The sequence below is a fragment of the Streptomyces sp. S186 genome (genome assembly GCF_051603415.1).
Lineage (GTDB): Bacteria > Actinomycetota > Actinomycetes > Streptomycetales > Streptomycetaceae > Streptomyces.
On the sequence record NZ_CP193932.1, the window covers coordinates 7,951,652 to 7,969,454 of the forward strand.

Annotated in this window: 17 protein-coding genes; 5 read left to right on the forward strand and 12 right to left on the reverse strand. The window is 68.9% G+C overall.

All coding sequences use genetic code 11. The features are described from left to right. Positions 1 to 55: 55 nt before the first annotated feature. A complete protein-coding gene (locus ACRAS8_RS34695; RefSeq protein WP_438490003.1) occupies positions 56 to 817 on the reverse strand; it encodes a VC0807 family protein in 762 nt (253 codons plus the stop codon). A gap of 322 nt (positions 818 to 1,139) precedes the next feature. Next, a complete protein-coding gene (locus tag ACRAS8_RS34700) occupies positions 1,140 to 1,919 on the reverse strand; it encodes an SDR family oxidoreductase (protein WP_438490004.1) in 780 nt (259 codons plus the stop codon). A 162-nt stretch (positions 1,920 to 2,081) separates the two neighbouring features. Between ACRAS8_RS34700 and ACRAS8_RS34705 the strand changes: the two genes are divergently transcribed. Then, positions 2,082 to 3,254, forward strand: a complete 1,173-nt coding sequence (locus tag ACRAS8_RS34705; RefSeq protein WP_438490005.1) for a hypothetical protein — start codon at positions 2,082 to 2,084, stop codon at positions 3,252 to 3,254. A gap of 139 nt (positions 3,255 to 3,393) precedes the next feature. On the opposite strand, the gene ACRAS8_RS34710 is transcribed toward ACRAS8_RS34705, so the two are convergent. After that, entirely contained in the window at positions 3,394 to 3,687 is a 294-nt protein-coding gene (locus ACRAS8_RS34710) for a hypothetical protein (protein ID WP_438490006.1), read from the reverse strand. 348 nt (positions 3,688 to 4,035) lie between these two features. On the opposite strand from ACRAS8_RS34710, the gene ACRAS8_RS34715 reads away from it, so the two are divergent. Further along, complete coding sequence (locus ACRAS8_RS34715) at positions 4,036 to 4,554, forward strand: SLATT domain-containing protein (protein ID WP_438490007.1); 519 nt, start codon at positions 4,036 to 4,038, stop codon at positions 4,552 to 4,554. A 102-nt stretch (positions 4,555 to 4,656) separates the two neighbouring features. Here the strand turns inward: ACRAS8_RS34715 and ACRAS8_RS34720 are convergent, their stop codons facing one another. Together ACRAS8_RS34720 and ACRAS8_RS34725 are read right to left on the reverse strand one after the other, a co-directional pair. Next, positions 4,657 to 4,932, reverse strand: a complete 276-nt coding sequence (locus tag ACRAS8_RS34720) for a hypothetical protein (RefSeq protein WP_438490008.1) — start codon at positions 4,930 to 4,932, stop codon at positions 4,657 to 4,659. Between the two features lie 197 nt (positions 4,933 to 5,129). Next, positions 5,130 to 6,023 carry a TetR/AcrR family transcriptional regulator gene (locus ACRAS8_RS34725; RefSeq protein WP_438490009.1) on the reverse strand — a complete coding sequence of 298 codons (894 nt, stop codon included), beginning with the start codon at positions 6,021 to 6,023 and terminating at the stop codon, positions 5,130 to 5,132. A 214-nt stretch (positions 6,024 to 6,237) separates the two neighbouring features. Here ACRAS8_RS34725 and ACRAS8_RS34730 point away from each other — a divergent pair, with 214 nt between their 5' ends. Next, positions 6,238 to 8,013 (forward strand): right-handed parallel beta-helix repeat-containing protein, encoded by a 1,776-nt coding sequence (locus ACRAS8_RS34730; RefSeq protein WP_438490010.1) that lies wholly within the window; start codon positions 6,238 to 6,240, stop codon positions 8,011 to 8,013. A 371-nt stretch (positions 8,014 to 8,384) separates the two neighbouring features. Here the strand turns inward: ACRAS8_RS34730 and ACRAS8_RS34735 are convergent, their stop codons facing one another. The 4 genes from ACRAS8_RS34735 to ACRAS8_RS34750 form a co-directional block, all read right to left on the reverse strand. Beyond that, positions 8,385 to 9,230, reverse strand: coding sequence for a putative RNA methyltransferase (locus tag ACRAS8_RS34735; RefSeq protein ID WP_438490011.1), 846 nt, complete (start codon positions 9,228 to 9,230; stop codon positions 8,385 to 8,387). Between the two features lie 308 nt (positions 9,231 to 9,538). Next, the gene (locus tag ACRAS8_RS34740) at positions 9,539 to 10,093 is read right to left on the reverse strand and encodes an Rv0361 family membrane protein (RefSeq protein WP_438490012.1); all 555 of its coding nucleotides are present in this window, start codon (positions 10,091 to 10,093) and stop codon (positions 9,539 to 9,541) included. 68 nt (positions 10,094 to 10,161) lie between these two features. After that, positions 10,162 to 10,842: a hypothetical protein gene (locus tag ACRAS8_RS34745; RefSeq protein ID WP_438490013.1), complete on the reverse strand. Its 681-nt coding sequence runs from the start codon at positions 10,840 to 10,842 to the stop codon at positions 10,162 to 10,164. 5 nt (positions 10,843 to 10,847) lie between these two features. Further along, positions 10,848 to 11,696 (reverse strand): hypothetical protein, encoded by an 849-nt coding sequence (locus tag ACRAS8_RS34750; RefSeq protein WP_438490014.1) that lies wholly within the window; start codon positions 11,694 to 11,696, stop codon positions 10,848 to 10,850. A 220-nt stretch (positions 11,697 to 11,916) separates the two neighbouring features. On the opposite strand from ACRAS8_RS34750, the gene ACRAS8_RS34755 reads away from it, so the two are divergent. Beyond that, a complete protein-coding gene (locus ACRAS8_RS34755) occupies positions 11,917 to 12,081 on the forward strand; it encodes a hypothetical protein (protein WP_438490698.1) in 165 nt (54 codons plus the stop codon). Between the two features lie 46 nt (positions 12,082 to 12,127). After that, positions 12,128 to 13,354 (forward strand): PP2C family protein-serine/threonine phosphatase, encoded by a 1,227-nt coding sequence (locus ACRAS8_RS34760; RefSeq protein WP_438490015.1) that lies wholly within the window; start codon positions 12,128 to 12,130, stop codon positions 13,352 to 13,354. A gap of 3 nt (positions 13,355 to 13,357) precedes the next feature. Here the strand turns inward: ACRAS8_RS34760 and ACRAS8_RS34765 are convergent, their stop codons facing one another. From ACRAS8_RS34765 to ACRAS8_RS34775, 3 genes are all read right to left on the reverse strand, one after another. Continuing rightward, the gene (locus ACRAS8_RS34765; protein WP_438490016.1) at positions 13,358 to 14,008 is read right to left on the reverse strand and encodes a response regulator; all 651 of its coding nucleotides are present in this window, start codon (positions 14,006 to 14,008) and stop codon (positions 13,358 to 13,360) included. A 122-nt stretch (positions 14,009 to 14,130) separates the two neighbouring features. Further along, positions 14,131 to 15,717, reverse strand: a complete 1,587-nt coding sequence (locus ACRAS8_RS34770; RefSeq protein ID WP_438490017.1) for a sensor histidine kinase — start codon at positions 15,715 to 15,717, stop codon at positions 14,131 to 14,133. Between the two features lie 714 nt (positions 15,718 to 16,431). Beyond that, positions 16,432 to 17,583 (reverse strand): ABC transporter substrate-binding protein, encoded by a 1,152-nt coding sequence (locus ACRAS8_RS34775; protein ID WP_438490018.1) that lies wholly within the window; start codon positions 17,581 to 17,583, stop codon positions 16,432 to 16,434. Between the last annotated feature and the right edge of the window lie 220 nt (positions 17,584 to 17,803).

Below are 17,803 nucleotides of genomic sequence, written 5' to 3' on the forward strand. Positions count from 1 at the left end.
CAGTACGCGCGGTAGTGGATGAGGGTGCAGGCGATGCTCACGCGCGTACTCGTACTCATCGTGTGGCCTCGTTCGGTGCTGAGGCGGCGTGCCGGCCGGCGTCGGGGCGCGGGCCGATGACACCTTCGGCGGCCAGTTGATCGTGGACCTCGTCGACGAGCCCGTGCAGCACCTTGATCTGGGACTTGGTGAACAGCAGCACGGCGACGATCAGCACGATGCCCGGCAGTTGGGACAGCAGGAACGACTCATTGAACTTGTCGACGTCGAAGCTGTAGACGACGATCACGCGCAGCACGGCGTCGACCAGTGCGGCGAGCCCGAACGCCGCCGTCACCATGCGCTCACGAGCGCGGAACGGCTGCGAGCGCTCCCACGCCTGCTCATAGGCGACGGTGCGGTCGGGGTCGCCGTCGGTCGCCATCGGGGTGGCCGCCACATAGACCAGGGGCCGCCCGGCGACACAGGTGAGGAGCAGGTAGACGGCGGCGAGCAGGGTGTAGAAGGACGGCTTGGCGGCGATCAGGCGCGGATCGTCGGATATGAACAGCAAGGCGACGGTCAGCGCCATTTCGAGGACGACGAGCAGGCCGATGACGTCGAGTTTGCGCCGCTGAATGGTGTGGATCAGCGTCCACACGCCGCCCGCCGCGCCGGCGAGGGTCAGCGCCCAGACCTGGCTGAGGCCGGCCAACTGGTGCAGTACGTAGAAGCCCGCGACGGGGATGACCAGGTCGAGCACCATGGGGGCGAGGGCCCGGAACTTGCGTGCCGGGCCCGGTGACTTGGATGCCTGGGTCGATGCCTGGGTCTTCATGTAATGGCTCCCTTGATGAGCTTTTCAGTGTGTGGCTGCGACATGTCTGGAGCGCGCGGCTGTTGCATAGAGTTATCACGGAAACGTGCTGGTCAAAGACGCGCGAGCACGAGATCGACGTGCGTGGGCCGGGTGTGCCCGGGGGTGCGGCACCCCGGTGCGTTGGACACGGCCGCCGAAGCTCCCGGCGTCCCTGGGCTCCGCACGCGCTGCGCGCCCAGGCCGAGCTGGCGCGAGCGGTACGGGACGCTGGCGCGCAAACAGGCACGACGCTCGCGGCCGTGTTCTGGTCGTCATGGGCGGTGGCAGCGGGCTGAGATGGTCAGTGCACGGAGCGCCCCGCGCCGCCTGCCACGGTGACATCGGCGCCGCTGACGTACGAGGCCAGGGGCGAGGCCAGCAGGGCGATGACCGGGGCGACCTCATCCGGACGTCCCATTCGTGCAAGGGGCACTCCCCGGCGCCGGGCCCAGTCGGCGGCCCATTCCTCGTAGGAGGCAGTGCTGCCCGACGACGCGTGGATGACGCGTTGCCGCGGTGTGTCGATGATGCCCAGGCTGACGGTGTTCACCAGGACTTCGTCGTCCGCGAGTTCGGTCGCCATGGAGCGAGCCAGGTTGGCGAGCGCGGCACGGGCCGCACTCGCCGTGACCAGTGTGGGCTCGGGTTCGCGTGAAATCAGCCCGCTGATCAGCACCACGCGACCCGCGTCGGAGCGCCGCAGCCACGGCAGTGCGGCGCGCACCGGGTGTACGGCGCCCAGCACCTTCCCCTCCAGGTCGGCGAGCCAGCGTTCCGGCGTTGCCTCCCCGAAGGTGCTCAGGGTCCCCTCTCCTGCGTTGGCCACCACGGCATCGATCCGACCGAACCGCTCGGCCGTCGCGTGGATGAAGTCGTCAACCCCGGACACATCGCGAACGTCGCACGCCGCCAGGTGCAGGTGTGCCTGGTGTCCGTTCCAGACCCGCTGGAGCCGTTCCCCGTCCCGGGCGCACGTCGCCACCTGGGCGCCTTCGGCCAGGAGTAGTCCGATGGTGGCCTGGCCGATCCCGGAACTGCCGCCGGTCACCACGATTACTCGTCCTGCCAGACCAAGATCCACGAGATCGGAGGCTACCGTCGCGCAGCGTCACTTCCTCGCTCCGACGCTCCGCTGCTCCGGCGGCTTTTGCAACGGTGCCCCGACCATGACCTTGGGGAGCAACGTCGACAACTGACAGTACTACCCCAGACAACCGACAGCGCCACCCCGTCATCTCTTCCTGTGACCAACTACATGGGGGAGACGATGGACTGGACCAGGCTGGTGGGGCTTGCGGCGGCCGGTCTCGCGCTGTGCGGGTGCGCCCATGCGGCGAGCGCGAGCGGGGCAGCGGCGCAGGGCTCGGGTGCGTCTGCCCACAAGGCGCATGAGGCTGCGGACAAGCACGAGGCTGCGGAGAAGACCGCGGGCAACCGCGACGGTGCGCTCACCGGCAAGCCCTTCAAGCCCGTGTTGGAGCTGGCGGGCAATCTCGACGCGCGCCCCGGCCAACTGGTGAGCATCCGGCTTGACTTCATCTCCCGCGCTCAGGGCCATGACGCGGTGACCGCCCATTCGCCGGCGTTCAGCGGGCCCGTACGGCTGTGGTGGCAGGACGACGACTCCTACGGCGCCACGCGCGCGCTCGCGATGACGGACAAGGCCGGCTGGTACCCGCTGGAGGTCTCCGTCGCAGGCCGCATCGTCGCCCGTGACAGGATCCACGTCCTGCGTTCCGAGCGCCCTTCCTTCACCATGACGTTCGAGTCGGACGTGGCGCGGCCCGGTGAGCCGCTGTGGCTGAACTTCGATGATCTGTACCCCGGTGAGCGGGGCACCGACTTCACCGTACGGTCCGCCGCACTGCACCGGCCCGTCCGTCTCGTCCACGACGAGCGGAACGACTTCTACAACCCCCGGGCGTTCTCGGCCAGGGCGGAGCTCGCACCCGGTCTCGCGGACGGTGAGTACACCTTCGCGCTGTACGGCCCGCACGGCCACCGCATCGCCGAGAAGCGCCTGACGGTCCGCGCAGCCCGCCCCGGCGACGCCGACTACCTCGGCAAGGCACACGGCCCCGACCTCTACGATCCGAGCATCGGCTACGCCGACAGTCCTCATCGGCACGACTTCAAGGTCAGCCCCGGAGGACGGGTCGCGGTCATGTGGCACGACGCGGTCCCGGATCCCGGCGAGGAGACACGGCTGACCGCCACCTCCCCGGCGTTCACGCGGGCACTCCGCCTCAACCGCGACGACAGCAAGTCCGCAGACGGCGATGACCCGCGTTACTTCAACACGGCGACCATCCATGACGGTCTCAAGCCGGGCCGCTACCCCGTGACTGTCGTTGCCCACCACCGCCGCGTCATGAAGGTCGGCTACTTGACGGTGACGGCGCGACAGGTGCACTGACCGGCGGCGAAGGTGCCCCTGTGGCGACGTGCCTGGTGAGGGTGGGGAACACCATGAGGAGTCACTTGGTGCCTGTCGTCGGCCGCAACCTCCCGGCCCCGCACGAGACGGATGCCGGGAGGGAACAGCGGCCAGAACCTTACATGCCGCCGACGCCGACGCCTTCGTTACCGTTGGGGCCGAGGCCGCCGACACCGACGGTGGCGCAGGCATCGAGGCCGCCGACGCCGACGCCGACGTCAGGGTTGCCGACGCCCCCGACACCGACGCCGCCACCGCGGCTGTGGCAACCGCCGCCGTGGTCGCTGCCGTGCGTTTGCTGGGTGACGGCCGCAGGGGCCTGGGGCTGGGCGGGCGCGGCGTTGGCTATACCGGCGCTCAGGAAACCGGTGAAGGCGGTAGCGGCCAGTACCGTGGCAATCGAACGGAACATGATCAGATCCTTTCGCTTTCCCCCTCTTGTCCCGCTCATCCTCACCGCGGTCGGACGGTTCTGCCGGTTGGCGCGGGCCATCGCGGTGACGTGGCCCGGGTGCCGGCTCCAGCCCAAAGCCTCTCCGCACTGCTCTGCCTGGGGGCCGGACGGCCCCTCGCCGTTGCCGGCGTCGTGTTCGTTGCAACGTTGGCCCGCCGCCGTGCGAGCCAACGCGACAGGGGCCTTGACGTGCGCCGACCCGCGGGGCGAGGTAGCGACTCACGGTGCGCTCTTGACGTTGGCTTCAATGTCGGGCGAGATGATGAGTGCGCACTGGGCGCGGCCGTCGAGTCGGGGGGGCACGTAGTGACTGATACCGGCATCCCGGACCACTTCGAGATACTGGAGCGTTGGGGCCGGGGCTTACAGATGCTCCATGTGGCTCACAACATCGCCTCGGAGCGATTCAACCTCCGGAACCGCGTCACCGGGATCACCACAGCCATGCTGTCCGCGGCCGTCGGTACGACGCTCTTCGCCTCGCTCTCGACCTCCGGCCTCGCCGCTATCCGCGAGGTAGCCGGCGCCGCCAGCCTGCTGACGGCCGCGCTCAGTGCCGGGCAACTCGTCTGGAACTATCCCGAACTAGCCTCGCGCCACCGAGCCGCTGCTGTGCGCTACGCGACCCTCCGCCGACAGGTGGACCTGCGGTTGGCGAGGCAGGACCAGGTGACCGAGGCAGACGTCGACGCCACGTCGTCCGAGTGGGAAGAGATCGAGCGGTGGGCCCCACAGCTGCCGATCGGTGTCCGTCGCCGCGCCAGGAGAGAGATCGCCCGCATCCCGCAACGCGGCCTGAGCACCGTGCCTGAGCACCGCGCCTGACGACGCCACGTCGCCGAGACCGGAACCTGACCGACGCATGGCCGTAATGGCCATAACAACAGGGCCCAGGCTTCTCACGCGGCACTGGTCACGCTCACGCAACTACTGGTCGTGCATCACAAACGTGGCCTCTTGCGGGGAAGGCACCGTGGGCGCGCCGTCCAGGCGGCCCGGTGCGGGGCGGCGGGTCCGCGTCAGCCATCGGACGAGGGCCGCGACGGCGAGGATGACCGCGCCCGCGTGCTCGGCGGGTAACGCGTCGAGCGCGCGGGAGGCGGCGACCTGGAAGATCAGTCCCATGCCGATGCCGCTCAGAGCCAGGCCCCCGAACAGGGCTGGCCAGCCCGAGTCCGGCCCCAGAAGGCGCTGGCCAGCCACCACGTCAAACGGTTCACCAATAGCTGACCACCAGCTGACCTCTGGCTGACTGTGCGTCGGGGGGTCAGGGACTGATGCGCAGTCAGATCGACGCCAGGCGGCAGACACCAGACACCAGGTCCTGGCGCCAGGCCATCACGGCCTCTGCCGTGGCATGTGATATGTCAGACATGTTCTGCGGAGTATGCAGAAATTTCCTAGGTCGCCGATCGGCGCTGGCGGTAGGCCCGTTGGCGGCAGGCGGGGGAGCAGTAGTCCCGTGGCCGGCCTCGGTGTGTCCCGTCGAACTGGCTGCCGCAGACCGAGCACTGCCCTGTGGGGGGCTGCGACGTAGTTACGTCACGATTTCCGTCACGTCGGCGCTGGATGAGCAGTTCGACCCCGTCGAGAGTGCGGGCCAGGCCGAAGTCGAAGGGGTCTTCGGGCTGGTCGAAGCCGCCGGCCTGCCACAGGCGGCCGAGCGCGGGATACGGGCCCATGTGCTCGGCCAGATCCTCCCGGCTGCGCCACCACTGCGCGTGGGAAACGCCGGACTCCCGCTCTTCGCTGAGGACTTCATGGACCTGCCGGGCGGCGGTCTTCACGAATCCGCCGACCAGTGAGACCACGGCGACCACCTCGGAAGCCCGCAACCCCGTCCCCTCGGCGATCCGCAACGCGCGGTCGTAGTCGGCCATGATGTTGGGACCGGGCAGACGGCGACTGCCGGCGGTGTGCACGATCCACGGGTGGCGCAGGTGCAGGGCCCAGTGCGCGCGGGCCCATGCCTCCATGCCGCTGCGCCAGTCGACGTTCTCGGGCTCGGGACGGTCGGATGCGGTCGCGACGAGTTCGCCCACCACGGTGTCCCGCATCAGCTCGATCAGCTCCGCCTTGCCGGGCACATGCCGATAGAGAGACATCGGTGTGAAACCCAGCCGCTCGGCCACCCGCCGCATGGACAGTGCGGACAGTCCCTCGGCGTCGGCGACCTCGATCGCCGCCGAGACGATCGCGGCAAGGTTCAGCCCCGTTTTTGCCTGGCTCTCCTTTGCGCCCCAGAGCAGTTCGACGGTGCGTCCAGGGTCCGCCGCCGTGTTCTCTTCGGTCATGCGCACTCACCTTCCCATCCTTGACCTCCACCCTAGCCTGGCGTTTATGGTGTACGCATCCGTGTACGGCATAGACCTACTTGGGGGAAGGTACGCCATGCTCCACGATCAGTCCGGTCAGTCCGACCAGCTCCACGTCGCTCCCTGGGGTAGAGACTCCTGGCCCGGAACGCACGACCGGCCGTTCGCCACCCTGCCTGCCGCACAGCGTGCCGTGCGTGCCCGCACCGCGTCGCTGCATACCGACCTTCTGGTCAATCTCCACGCCGGAACGTATTTCCTCGACGCTCCGCTCGCCCTGGACGGCCAGGCAGGAGACTCCGGCGAGAATGGCCACCGGGTCGTCTACCAGGCATATGGCTATGGAAGTCGCCGTCAGGAGAAGGTCGTTGTCAGTGGCGGCCGGGTGATCACGGGGTGGATTCCCGGTGAGGTGGACGGTGCCTGGCGGGCCGAGGTGGGGTCGCTGGAGACCCGGCAGCTGTATGTGAACGGCCGCCGGGCACCCAGGGCCTCACTCAGTCCCGGCATCCCGGGCAGCGTGACGAAAACCGAGACTGGTTACGTCACGGACAGTGCGGCTCCGCAGAGCTGGCAGGATCCGACGGGCATCGAATTCGTCTTCCCGTGGGTGTACCCGTGGTCGGAGGCCCGCTGCCGCGTCGCCGAGATCACCGGCGACGCGCAGTCCACGACCATCACCCTCGCGCAACCGGCCTTCGACTGGGCCCGCGAGCTCTACGCCGCCACCTGGGTCGGCGACCAGCCCGAGAGTCCCAAGAGCCCCGACAGCCATCGGGACCCGCGGTGGGACGGCCTGGCCCGGCCGGGATCGGCGGAGAACAGCGTGAGCTTCCTGACCGAGCCGGGCACCTTCGTCCTCGACCGATCCACACCAGGCAACCATGTCCTGCACTACCTGCCACTGCCGGGGGAGGAGATGGCCGAAGCCGAGATCATCGCGCCGGTCCTGGAGAAGCTCGTCGTCGGCCGGGGAACCGAGGAACACCCGCTGCACGACGTGACGTTGCGCGGCCTGACCTTCTCCCACGCCGGCTGGACCGAACCGGACGGTCCCCACGGGTTCCTGCACTTCTTCGCCAACGCGTACTACGGCGGCGGGGAGCTGCAGAAGGTCGAACTCGCCGAAGGAAACGCCCATGTGACGGTCCCGGCAGCGCCCCGGTCCATACCGGCCAACGTCGAGTTCACCGGCGCCGTGCGGGTCGCACTGCACGACAACAGCTTCACCCGGCTCGGGGCCGGGGCGATCGGCTTCGCCGGCCCGGGCCGCGACAACGCGATCGTCGGCAACCGGATCGAGGACGTCTCCGGCAGCGCCCTGACCGTCACCTCGGGCACCGGTACCCGCATCCAGCAGAACCTGATCCATCACATCGGCCGCGAGTACCACGGCTCACCCGCCCTCCGGGTCAGTGATGCCCGAGAGGTGACGGTCGCTCACAACGAGATCCACGACGTGCCCTACAGCGGGATCGTCGTCACCGGCGGCGACCGGGCCGCCCGGGTCCAGATCATCGAGAACCTCATCCACCGCACCATGACCGTGCTGGCCGACGGCGGCGGCATCTACCTCAACGGCCCCCAGGGAACCTCCTACGCCGACGGCACCCTGGTACGAGGCAACGTCATCCGCGACACCCTCACCCCCTACAACTTCGGCCTCTACACCGACTTCGGTGCCGCCTGGGTGACCGTGCAGGGCAACGTCGTCCACCGCAGCGACACCCCGATCGTGCTCCGGGTGACACCCCCACTGGAGAACGTGACCTTCCTCGACAACTTCTGGGACGACCACCCCGCCGACGCCGACACCCCGCCGAGCGGAGTCACCCTGGCCGGAAACAAGGTGCTGCCCAAGGACGGCTTCGAGTCGGCCCTGGCCGCCGACCCCGCCGGCGCCGCCATACTGGCTTCCGCAGGCCGGAGCATGCCATCCGCTGCCCCGAACCCCGGCCAGGCTGTGTGACCCTCCCGCCTCGGAGACTCCGCCAACAGAGCCCGCGGTGATCGGCGGCGAAGCGGTCGTGGCTCGGCGCCGGTCCCGCCACTCCGTTGAAGGCCGCGGGCATGCGCACGGAGATCGCCAGGTCGGGCGTGTTGGTGTGGCCCGAGTTGCTCCACAGTTCAGCGTTCATCGCGTCGCCGGGGCGCGAACGTATGCAAGTGCATTACTACTTGGACGGTGAGCCGAGTCGATGCCCAGGAAGGCGGCCCATGCATAGTGGCGGCGCCGGGTCGCGCTCGACCACGTCGGCGAGTGCGTCGCCGAGCGGGTGACCGGATCGCGCCGGTGTGCCCACTGCTCATCCGTCAGCGGGCGCACACGCCGGCTCGTGGTCACCGAGGCCGGTAGGAGGTGGCCAGGACGGAGACGGTGACCTGGTTGGGCAGGGTCCCGTCATCATCCAGGTCCGCACTTGGCACGTGGCGCGCACTCGGTGTCATCCCCACCAGGTCGAGGACCTCCTGCCTGGCCAGGGATATGGGGTACTCGACCAGTTCGGTGACGGCGGTGTCGAAGAAGGGATTCAGCGCGTGATGCAGGCGCTCTTCCTTGGCCGGGTCGATCGTGACCATTGCGGGGAGTGGGCCGCGCAGTTCGGCCAGGTGCCGCCGGGTAGGCCGTACCACGACCAACCGGCCGGTGGAGCGCAGCACTCGGTGGAACTCGGATGGGTTCCGGGGCGCGAACACGTCCAGCACGACGTCGGCCACCCCGTCGGCCAGTGGGAAGGGACGGAAGACGTCCCAGGTCGCCGCGGCGGCTCGTTCATGGGCTCGGCCCGCCGAGCGCAGTGCGCGCACCGAGGTATCCAGCCCCAGCCCACGGGCGATGGGTAGTTGGTCGAGTACACCGGCCAGGTAGTAGCCCGTGCCGCACCCCACGTCCACCACCGTGCCTTGTTCGATCACGGCGTCGGCCGCCAGGCGTGCCACGGCCTGGCGGATGGGCCCGTACGCGCCGGTGGACAGAAACCGGTCCCGGGCCCGGGCCATGGCGGCGTCATCGCCGCTGGTGGGGCGGGTGCCTGCCAGGAGGCTGACGTAGCCATGGCGAGCGACGTTGAACGTGTGGCCTGCAAGGCAACGCAGCGCACTGCCGTCGGGATGGAGGTGGGCGCGGCACGTCGGGCAGCGCAGCAGGTCGAGGAACGATTCGAGGGCAGGGCGAAGAACGGGCACGAGCACTCCTGGCAACGGTGAAGGAAGGGAAAGGGACCGTGCCTGTACGTGCGCCCAGAAGGGCGCTGCCCCAGCAACACGCAGGTCCAGCGTCTGGTCACCTGGGTGCGGCAGCGCGAGGAGACGTGATTCACGCGGCAGGCACGCCGAGGAGGGCGACGCCGTCCGGCGTCGCCCTCAAGACCTCCCGATCACAGGAAGCAGTAGTGCGGGATGCTCATGAATGCCACGCCACAAGTCTACGACTCTTCCGGCAGCGGCCCTGGCGAGGCGCTCTACGCCGCGGGCTGGACGGACTGCGGCCTGCCTCACCGCGCAGGCTGCGACCAGGATTTCTCAACGGGGGCGCACATCTTCCACGTGCCGTCTTCCTTGCGAAGGTAGACGGAGGCCGGCTTCTGGGCGGGCCTGGTGACCACGGCGCTGGCGACGTTCCCCTTGATCCTGACGTCCGATGTCGTGGTCGGTATCGGCTTCGACCGGGTGTCGCGTTCACCGTCTGCCGAGTTGTCGTCGTTGTCGGTGATTCCACGGGCTTCCTCCAGGCAGAGCAGCGCGACCATCGTGGAGGTGTCCCCCCGATCGACCGCGAGGGCGAAGTCCGCGACCACCTTCTGGACCTTCGACTGCTCGGTGTCGCCCCGCTCGGGTCGCAAGAACACGCCAACGCATACGACGACGGCGGCGAGCAGTACGCCGACTGCCGTGAGAGTCCACCAGGTCTTCCGGCGGCGGGACGAAGGACGGGAGGATGACGGGTCATGCGGCATCGGCGACTGCGGCCCGCCTCCTGATGGCGTGGGCGGTGGTTGAGGCGCGCGTGGGGGCCAGGGCGGCGGCTCTTGACCGGGCTCATACGACATGTGAACGCCTTTGAGTTCAGGAGGGTCCGTGGGTCAGGAGGGTCCGTGGGTCAGGAAGGTTTCGTGGATCAGGAGGGTTCCGCGAAGCGGGACATCAGGAGTTCGTCCAGTTCCTGACCGAAGTCCTTCGGGTCGATGTCTCCTTCGTAGACCAGGGCGACCTTGCCCACTGCGAGATCCGGGGACAGGCAGAACTTGAGCAGGCCGCCATCCGTCGTGATCTGCAACAGGCGCATCGACGAAATGCGGGATTCGTCCTCCCATCCGGGAATGCCCTCGGGAAAGTCGGCCAACTCGGCGAGGGTTCCCATGGCGACGGGGCGCGCCACGCCGAACGCTTCCCTGCTCCCCGAGACGAACCCCGCATGAACCTCGCGCAGGAACACCTGAACCGCCGCTGGGAAACTCGCCCAGAACTCCGGCTCATCGAAAGTGCCGGGATCGTAACCGACCCAGGAGACCAGCTCGCCGTCCTCCGTCGCCAGAACATAGACCAGCACGGCGGAGCCGTCGGTGATACCGACGCGCACATCGACACAGTGCGCGTCAAGCACCTCGGCGAACTCGGGGACCAAGTCGAGGAAACCATGGTTCCACAGCGACAACGCCATTCGACGGCGGTCTTCCGGATCGGCCGACAGCGCGATCGGCCGCCACCTGTCGGGGATCCGCGCGATCTCACCGGAGTCGGTCCCGACGAACGTCAGCGACCAGTCCTCCAACGTAGCGGCGATTTCTTCAGGGCCCATGTCCTCTAACCTCGGTACTGGCTCTTGAGCAGCTGGTCGATGATGTCCTGCAGCTTCTTACGGGTCTGGTCCTCCAGCGCGGTCTGAGCGCTGATCCATTGTGGATCGGCCCCCGACACATACGCAGCGCTCCGGGACTGTTTGGATTCGTTCGCCGCCTTCGACAGCCACTGGAGGTTGATCGGGGCACGCGAGACCACGTACATGTTCTGCGGCGTGAGCTTCATGAAGCCCCGCATCTGGACGAGTTCGGCCAGGGGGATGATGTGGTCGGGCGAGACCTTCGAATTCCCGGAGTCATAGGACCCGATCGTGCGGCCCGACGAGGCAGGATAGGCCGGGTCCCGGTCCGAGACCCGAGGCCGGTCGATTCCGTTCAGCCGGATGTTGCCAACCTTGCCCGGGTTGCTGCCGCGGAGGGCCTCGAAGACCGGACGTATCGGGGAGTTCTTGGGGACCTCCCAGTTCCTGCCCGGCCGGGGCGGCGGCGGTGCGGTCCAGTTCGACGGAACCTGGTCCCGGGCCTTCTCGATCTTGGATAACGTCCGCCGGGCCGGGGACTTCAGGCCCAGGGAACCCGCATCGGCCGCTTCGAGCGCGCGCATCGCCTGCATACAGGCTTGCAGTTGGGCGACGACCGCGGCCCTACGAGCCTCCAGGGCCGCCTTCTCCGCGTTGTACGCCGCGGCGGCCAAGGATTGCTCCGGCATCCGGAAGCGATGCGGTTTGGCGTTGTGCGCCCGGATATCAGCCCCGAGCTGCCGAGCTGCCGCGACCTGCGCCCCACACAGATCCACGGGCCGGACCGGCTTCGCCTCCGCCGGGGACACGAACGCGAGCAGTGCGAACAGCACCACGAGCACGGTCAGGACCCGTTTGGACCTTGGTGACAGACGCATGTCTTCTCCCCCCATCCCCCATCAATCGCGATCCGGCTTCGCCAAATCCCTTGCCCGGCCATCTAGTTACTTTCTGCCTGGCGAAGGCGGGGCGACGCTGACCACTGGGCGCGCGAGACGTCCCTCGGAAGCCGGTGCCGCCACATCAACCATTGCGGCAGGCATTGAAATGCCGATGAAATCGCTCCCGAGCGACCTGGCCGAGGGGCAGATCGCCCGAGACCGCGGCATCACGGTGATCGGCACGGCCGGCGGCGCGAACCAGGACTACCTGCGCAGCAAGACGTACCCGCTCGCCGAGGCCGCGGCGTGCGGCACGGCAGGAGCGTGCCTGATGTGAGAGGGGTCGGGATCGGTGTGAGACTGGGTGCGGAAGGGGTGATCCCGTGTCGGGTACACCGCATGCGTCCGTCGGTCGCGCCGCCGTCGACGAGAGTCGGCTGGAGGTGCTGATCAGCGAGGCGCAGACGGCCCTTCCGTTCGAACTGCCCGCCCTGGCGAACCGGTGCGCCCGCGCCCTCGACCTGGACGCCGCGCTGATCTACCTAGCCGACCTGCAAGAACGACTGCTCATGCCGCTCGACGAGGCGATGGAACCGCTGCCGGTGGCCGACTCGCTGGCGGGCTGGGCCTACCGCACCGTCTCCCCGAGGGTGGCCGACGTCGACGACGGCGTGATCGTCTGGATGCCTCTGGTCGACGGTGCGGAGCGGCTGGGTGTGCTGGCGCTGAGGACCGCCTCGCTCGACGGGGCGCGGATGCGCCGTAGCCGGATTCTGGCCCATCTGTTCGCCATGCTGATCACTTCCAAGCGCGCCTACAGTGACTGGCTTGCTGCCCGTGCCCGCACCGTGACCATGGGGTTGCCCGCCGAGATGCTGCGGGCCTTCCTGCCACCCCACACCGTCGGCAGCAGCAGGTGCGTTTCGAGCGCGGTCCTGGAACCCGCGTACGACGTGGCCGGCGACGCCTTCGACCACTCGGTGGTCAAGACTGTGCTGCACACCATGATCCTTGACTCCATGGGGCACGATCTGAACTCCGGACTGACCGCGTCGGTCGCCATGGCTGCGGCGCGGAACACCCGCCGCGGCGGTGGTGACGTCGTCGACATCGTGGACTCCATCGACCAGGCCCTCACCCAGTGGCTGCCCGACCATTTCTGCACCGGCGTGCTGTGCCGGCTCGACACGGAGACCGGGGTGCTGCGCTGGGTCAACTGCGGTCACCCGCCGCCGCTGCTGATCCGTGCCGAGCGGGTGCTCGCCGGGGCGCTGGACAGTCCCCCTCAACTCCCCATCGGTTTGGCCGGCCAACTCTCCCCGGTAACCCGACAGGTCCACGAGACGACACTGAAACCGGGCGACCACGTACTGCTCTACACCGACGGAGTGGTGGAGGCACGCGACGCGTACGGACGGGAGTTCGGCCTCGACCGGTTCACCGACTTCATCATCCGCTCCTCCGCCGCCGGCCAGCGCCCGGCCGAGGTGCTGCGGCTGCTCATCCACGCCATCCTCGACCGCCAGCGCAACCAACTGCGGGACGACGCGACCATCCTGCTCTTCGAATGGGGCCCGCAGCACACGACTGTCAGGTCGCTGGGGCGGTGAGTGTCAGGCTCCCAGGCCCGCGTCGCGTGCCAGGAGTGCCGCCTGTACGCGGTTCTCGCAGTCCAGCTTGGTCAGGATCCGACTGACGTACGTTTTGACCGTGGCCTCGCTCATGTGGAGCCGTTGGCCGGCGTTCGCGTTGGACAGGCCCTCGCCCAGGAGGGCCAGGACCTCCAACTCGCGCTCGGTCAACGCCTCCAGCCGGCGACGGGCCTGCTCGGCCCGGCCGGTCCGGCCGGACGCCAGCGAGTCCACGACATGACGGGTGGCGCCCGGCGACAGGTATGCCTCTCCGGCGGCCGCGGCGCGCACCGCCCGGATGAGTTCCGCCGGTGCCGAATCCTTGAGCAGGAAGCCCGCGCTGCCTTCGGTCAGGGCCTGCAGCACGTTCTGCTGGGCGCCGAAGGTGGTGAGGATCAGGACGCGGGTGTCCGGGACGGTCCGGCGTAGCTCGGCCAGGGCCGTCAGGCCGTCCATGACCGGCATCTGGATGTCGAGCAGTGCCACATCGACCCGCTGGGCACGCGCCAGCTCGACCGCCTCGCGGCCGTTGCCGGCCTCCGCGACGACGTCGATGTCGTCGGCCGAGGTGAGGATCATCCTGATGCCGGCCCGAATGAGCGGCTCGTCATCCGTGACGAGAACCCTGATCACGACGCTCCTGCACTGTTCCGACTCCGAACGGCCCGCGCGGCCACCATGCCATCATCCCCGACATCGTCCCCGGACCGGACCGGACCGGACCGCCCGCACCGCGTCGTACTGCTCCGGCTCGCTCACGGCCTGGCCGAGGAACCCGCCAGGAAGATTGCGGCGACGACCCCGAGGACCACCACCAGCAGCACGAGGGCCAGTGCCGCAATCCCACAGCCGATGCCGATGCTGCTGCTCTTCGCGTTCCTGCTCATTGCTCTGGCCAGCTCCTTCGGAAGATCGTTCCCGTCGATGACCGGAACACCTTCGCCCAGGGAGCCGGCCGGGATCTGCTCCCGAAAGTCGCTGCTGGGACCGACGAACGTCGTCTCCGCATCCCCCGGCGAGCGGCTCGGGGCACCGCCTTCCGGCGAGGCGTAGGGCAGTACGCCCGCCAGTCGGAAGCCGCCGTCCGCCGTCGGGCCCGCGTGCACCATGCCTCCGATGAGCCGGGTCCGTTCGCCGAGCCCGGTCAGGCCCAGACCGCCGCTCACCACGCTCCGGCCGGTGGCCGCCGTCTCCGGGGCGGGGCCGTTGGCGACCTCCACGACCAATGCGTCCGGCTCGTACCGCAGCTCGATGGTGATCGCGGCGCCCGGGGCGTGCTTGTGGGCATTGGTCAGGCCCTCCTGCGCGATGCGGTACGCCGCGTGGTCGGCGGTCGGGGGGAGCGGGCGCGGTTCGCCGGAGCGTCGCAGCTCCACGGCCGTCCCCGCGCTCCGGGACGCCCCCACCAGGCTCTCGATGCCGGACACCCCGCGCGAGGGCGATGCGGCGTCCTCTTCTCCCGTGGCCTGACCGGCAGGGGAGGAAGGGCTCCTGCGGGGGCCCTCGGTGCCGTCCCGGAGCAGTCCCACCACCTCGCGCAGCTCGTGCATCGCGGCCACCGATGCCTCGCGCAGCACACCGACGGCTTCCCGCTGCCGTCCGGTCAGCTCCCGGTCCACCTCCAGCGCCCCGGTGTGGACCGAGATCAGCGTGAGGTGATGGCCGAGGCTGTCGTGCATGTCCTGCGCGATGCGCTGGCGCTCCCGCATCCGGGCCTGGCCGGCGACCATGGCGCGTTCGCGCAGCAGCTGGGCGTTGTACTCCCGCAGCGTGTCCGTCAGCGTGCGGCGCTGCGACCAGTAGCGGCTGATGAGGCCGGGTACGACGATCACGACCAGTAGCAGCGGGCCGTCGAAGGCAAGGGTCAGCCATACCGGGGGCGGAGCCTTCAGGAGGCTCAGGCCGAGGCTGAGCACATATGCGGCGGCGAAGGTGCCGGCCGCCCTGCCGGCTCCGTCGATCCGCCGCCCGGCCGACCAGGCGGCGACCAGGAGCAGCGGGCCGAGGCCGCTGAACTGGTCCAGTCCGATGGCGGGGAGCAGAAGCACGGTCGCGGGCAGGACCCGACGCAGGGGTGACAGCACCGCAGCGGCCAGCCCCACGGCGACGGCCGGTCCGACGTCGGCGCCGAACGCCAGCCCGCTGGGGATGTAGGAGGCCGCCGCCAGCAGCCCGAGCACCACGCTCAGCAGCGTTTCGCCCATGATGCGCCAGGGAGTCCACATCCCCGGGGCGAAGAGTGCCCTGCCCGGCTCGGCCAGCCGCCGGGGCGCCGAGCGCAATCCCGCTGTCCATGCCTGGCGGGTCGAGGCCCAGCCGTCCGTACGTTCCACACGCGTCACGCGGCCACGGTAGGCGGCCACTGCCGGACTCCGCATACGCCATTGGTCGCGATGGCCGACGACGAAAGGTGCCCCTACCGGGCTCGCGCGGCATACGGGGCGGTATACGGGGCGGTCTGCGTATACATATACGGGGCAGCGGAACGTTGTTCGTGTGAAAGCGAACGATGGTCGTCAGCGCGGAACAAGGTTCGTTCTTCGGTCCGCTCGGGCTATGCCCTCCACCCCTCGGCGACGGCGCGCGGCGCGGCACCATCAGCCCGTCCCCGAGGGACAACAAGGAAGACCTGGACGAGCTGCTCGCCGTCCTGCTCGCCGGAGGCATCGCCCCGCAGACCGCCGCCTGGGGGCGTCGGCTCCCTGACGCTCTACGTCAACGCCTACACCCTTGAGATCTCGCTGCTCGGCGGATCCGGCAACGAGTGGGCCGTCAACCGGGACGAACTGCGCAGCCGGTTCTCCAACCTGCCCGGCGCCTTCCCGCGGACCAGGCGCTACGCCGCCGAACTCACCGCGGGGACCGACCACGAACGTTTTGACTTCACCATCGAGTTGATGCTCGACGGTCTCGCGCGCCACTGAGGTCGCGAGCATCCACCGCAGCCGGACGAGAAGCCGGACGAACGGCCTGAACGGAGACGGCGCTCACCTCGCGGCGGACGGCGCTCACCCCGCGGCAACGGGGTGAGCGCCGCAGCGCGTCGTGCGCGGTTCTCATCCGGCGGCTTCGCCCCAGGTCTGGGAGAGGGCAAACTTGGCGCTGCTCTGCTGGGCCTCGGTCGGGAAGGTCGGCGTGCCGGAGACCTTGGGCAGCTTCGCCGCCGCGGCCTTGTCGAGCGTGCCGGCCTTCTCCATGGCGGTCATCAGAGCCGGGCGGGCGTATCCCTTGAGCCTGAGGTTCTGGCCCTCGGGGCTGTAGAGATACTCCTGCCACAGGCGCGCGGTCGCGGGATGCGGCGCGTACTTGTTGATGGCCTGCGAGTAGTACTGGGAGAACTGGCCGTCCGACGGGACCGTGACCGTCCAGTCGAGGCCCTTGGACTTGAACTCGTCGGTGTACCCGGCGTTGAGGTAGTCCCAGTCGATGCTGATCGGCGTTTTGCCCGCTTTGATGGTGGCCGCGGTGGAGGCGACGGGCGTGTAGTTGCCGCTCTTCTTCAGTTTGACGAAGAAGTCGATGCCGGGCTGGATGTCGTCGAAGGAGCCGCCGTTGGCGAGGGAGGCCGCGTACACGGCGCTGAAGGCCGAACCCGACTTGGTCGGGTCGCCGTTGAGCGCGATCTCTCCCTTGTACTGCGGCTTGAGCAGATCCTTGAAACTGGTCGGGCAGGTGTGCACACGCTTGGCGTCGCAGCCGAAGGAGATATAGCCGCCGTAGTCGTTCGACCAGCGGCCGATCGAGTCCTTCTGGTCATCGGGGATGTCGTTGAAACCGGCGGCCATGTACGGCGCGAGCAGCCCCTGCTGGGCGGCGCTCTGCGCGAAGGAACTGCCGAGGTCGAGGACGTCGGGTGCGTTTTCCTTGCCCTGGCGCGAGGTGACCGCGCTGATCTCGTCCTGGCTGGCGCCGCTCGGGTTCTCGACCTCGACCTTGATGCCGTACTTCTTCTCGAAACCGTCGATCAGGGCGCCGTAGTTGGCCCAGTCGCGGGGCAGCGCGATCGCATGCAGCGTGCCCTCCTTCTTGGCCTCCGTGACCAGGGCGTCCATGCCGCCGAATGCCTGGGCCGTGGTCGCGGCGGCCGCGCTCTTCCCGCCGGAGGGGGTCGACGCGTCGGAGTCCGCGCCACAGGCACTGAGGGTGAGGGCGGCAGCGGTGGTGAGGACGCCGGTGAGGACGGCGGTTCTCGGGAGGGGGACGGTCACGGACTCTCCAGGGGTACGCACAGAGGGTTGAGGGGATTCATGCGGGGCCACACAGGGGATGCACGTGGGGGGTGAGCACCTGTCCGACGTTTGGCTGAACAAGCTGCGCCTCAGTAGGCCCAACTATGGTGTCCACAAGGTAAACGATGGGGAAACGAAAGACTTCGTTTCTCTCGAAATCGCAGCTCACAGGCGTCCTTGCAGGCGCTGACGGTCTGGC

Bases quoted from the DNA above. Each gene is read 5' to 3' on its own strand.
- ACRAS8_RS34695 (WP_438490003.1), bottom strand. From the start codon at position 817: ATGAAGACCCAGGCATCGACCCAGGCATCCAAGTCACCGGGCCCGGCA.
- ACRAS8_RS34710 (WP_438490006.1), bottom strand. From the start codon at position 3,687: ATGTTCCGTTCGATTGCCACGGTACTGGCCGCTACCGCCTTCACCGGT.
- ACRAS8_RS34725 (WP_438490009.1), bottom strand. From the start codon at position 6,023: ATGACCGAAGAGAACACGGCGGCGGACCCTGGACGCACCGTCGAACTG.
- ACRAS8_RS34740 (WP_438490012.1), bottom strand. From the start codon at position 10,093: ATGTCGTATGAGCCCGGTCAAGAGCCGCCGCCCTGGCCCCCACGCGCG.
- ACRAS8_RS34745 (WP_438490013.1), bottom strand. From the start codon at position 10,842: ATGGGCCCTGAAGAAATCGCCGCTACGTTGGAGGACTGGTCGCTGACG.
- ACRAS8_RS34755 (WP_438490698.1), top strand. From the start codon at position 11,917: ATGAAATCGCTCCCGAGCGACCTGGCCGAGGGGCAGATCGCCCGAGAC.